Raw genomic sequence first — 2,366 nt, forward strand, 5'->3', positions numbered from 1 at the left:
CGCTTCAACCACACCAGCAGCATCAGCTTCAACCTGCCCCTGGCCGGCAGCGGCACCGTGGTGCAGCAAGCAGGCACCACCACCATCTCGCCCACGCTGGCCGGGCTGCCCGCACTGGACCCGGCCCTGTGGCAGTACGACACCGTCGCCCCCTGCGTTCCCCCGGTTGCGACCAGCTACCCCACCGACCAATCGGCCTTTGCAGGCAGCCTGGCCGTGCAAGGCGGCACCCTGGTGCTGCCCACCACCAACATCCTGCCCAGCCTCACCGCCACCGGCATCACCGGCGGCACCCTCATGCAGGGCGGCACCACCCAGAACCTGGGCGCAGTCACCCAAAGCGGGGGCGTGCTGCAACTGACAGGCGGCAGCGTGCCGGGCGCCACCGACACCGCCAACGCCACCGCCTGGAGCGGCAGCGGCGGCACCGTGCTGCTGGACACCGTGCTGGGCACGGACGGCAGCCCCAGCGACAAACTGCGCATCACCGGCCCCATCAGCGGCACCACCGTGCTGCAGATCAGCAACCTGGGCGGGGCAGGCGCTGCCACCACCGGCAACGGCATCCTGGTGGTGGACGCGGCCAGCGCCAGCGGCAGCGGCACCTTCACACTGGCCGGAGGCACCCTGGTGCAAGGCGGCTTCGTGTACTCCCTGGTCAAGGCGGCCGACGGCAACTGGTACCTGCAATCGACCCCCGTGCCACCCCCCAGCGGCGTGATCACCATCCAGCAGACCGTCACCCCTGCCGGGGGAGCGGCGGCCTACAGCGGCAGCATCCCCTTCACGCTGAACTGCACCACGCCCAGCTACCAGTTCAGCGGCACCATCACCGTGACCAACAACACGGGCACGGCCGCGCCCATCACCGTGGCGGCGGGCAGCGTCTGCACCGTGAGCCAGGGCGCACTGCCGGGCGTGACGGGTGCCACCTGGGGCGCCCCGGTGTACGTGCAGCCCAGCGGGGCCATGCCCGGGGCGGGCTCGCAGACCATCACGATCACCAATACGCTGACCCTGAACGGCGGCGGCGGCAATGGCAATGGCAATGGGGGCAACGGCAACGGAGGCAATGGCCCCAACGGCAACGCCACGCCCGTGCCCACGCTGGGCGAGGGCGGGCTGGTGGCCTGGTGGGGCTGATGCTGGCGGCGATGGCTGGGATGCGGCGGCGCGTGCTGCGGGCCTGAGCGGCTGGCGGCGCCCGGCGAAGGCATCCGCAGGGGCGGCGCCAAGGTGAAGGCGAGGGCGAAGGCGCCTGTCGTACCGTTGAACAACACAGTGAAGGGTGGGATGGCTGCTGCGGTCCTTCTTTTGGGCATCGCAACCATGGTGGGCATGCAGTTCGCCATGGCTGCCGTGGCGTTCAAGAAGTCGGCCGTTGCGGGGCTCCTGTGCCTGTTCGTACCCCTGTATGGGTTTGTCTTTACCCGCCGCGCCAACGCCCATCCCTGGTTGACGCGGCTCTGGTTCGTGGGATGGGGCCTGCTGGTCGTGGGGGGGCATCCTGGCTTCGTAGGTCTGCAGGGGAGCAACGGCTCCTTCACTGGACCGCATGCAGCCCTTGCGCCATTTTTTGCCATCGTGTCCGCAATGAGGGTCTCCGCGGCGGTTGACCCTGTTCCCTCCATACCCGGCGTTTGGCGCTAGGCTGTGGCCATGACCGACCCCACACTGACCTTCGCCACCCCGCAGGCGTGGGAAGCCTGGCTGGAACAGCACGGCGGTTCTTGCGCGGGGGTATGGCTTCGCCTGGCGAAAAAGTCGGCCGATGCGCCCACCGTGACCTATGCCCAGGCGGTGGACAGCGCGCTCTGCCATGGCTGGATTGATGGCCAGAAGCAGGCCGAGAGCGCGCATTACTGGTTGCAACGCTTTACGCCGCGGGGCGCCAGGAGTCTCTGGTCGCAGACCAACAAGCAAAAGGCAGAGGCACTGATCGCGTCCGGCCGGATGCGCCCGGCCGGGCTGCAGGCCATCCAGCGGGCGCGGGAGGACGGCCGCTGGGAGGCCGCCTATGCGCCGGCCAGCACGGCGGCCGTGCCGGAGGACTTGCAGCGGGCGCTGAACGCCCATCCCACGGCTCTGCAGTTCTTTGCCACGCTGACCAGCCGCAACCGCTATGCGATCCTGTTCCGGGTGCAGAACGCGAAGAAGCCGGAGACGCGCGCACGCAAGATCGCAGAATTTGTGGAGATGTTGGGCCGTGGCGAGACGCTGTACCCCTAGGAGTCTGCGCGGCAGAAGGAGCATCGGCTGCAACGCGCGATAAACCGGTCTCGCGCGGTGCTACCTCCTGCGCCCAGGGGGCCACCCTGGGCTTGTCGGTAGCACCACGCGATCCTCGGTTTTCGCGCGTTTCGCTT

3 protein-coding genes are annotated in these 2,366 nt (G+C 68.9%); all 3 read left to right on the plus strand.

Annotated features, from left to right (window positions below):
- Positions 1-1,143: autotransporter outer membrane beta-barrel domain-containing protein (locus LWW96_RS03070; RefSeq protein ID WP_291484198.1), on the plus strand; the 1,143-nt coding region annotated here is incomplete at its 5' end.
- Between the two features lie 126 nt (positions 1,144-1,269).
- The gene (locus LWW96_RS03075; RefSeq protein WP_291484199.1) at positions 1,270-1,650 is read left to right on the plus strand and encodes a hypothetical protein; all 381 of its coding nucleotides are present in this window, start codon (positions 1,270-1,272) and stop codon (positions 1,648-1,650) included.
- Positions 1,651-1,659: 9 nt separating this feature from the next.
- Positions 1,660-2,229: a YdeI/OmpD-associated family protein gene (locus LWW96_RS03080; RefSeq protein ID WP_291484200.1), complete on the plus strand. Its 570-nt coding sequence runs from the start codon at positions 1,660-1,662 to the stop codon at positions 2,227-2,229.
- The last annotated feature ends 137 nt before the right edge of the window (positions 2,230-2,366 follow it).

This window comes from Acidovorax sp., assembly GCF_021287135.1.
In the GTDB taxonomy this organism is placed as follows: Bacteria; Pseudomonadota; Gammaproteobacteria; order Burkholderiales; family Burkholderiaceae_C; genus Acidovorax.

Coding starts and splice junctions, on each gene's coding strand:
- LWW96_RS03080 (WP_291484200.1), top strand. CDS start 1,660: ATGACCGACCCCACACTGACCTTCGCCACCCCGCAGGCGTGGGAAGCC.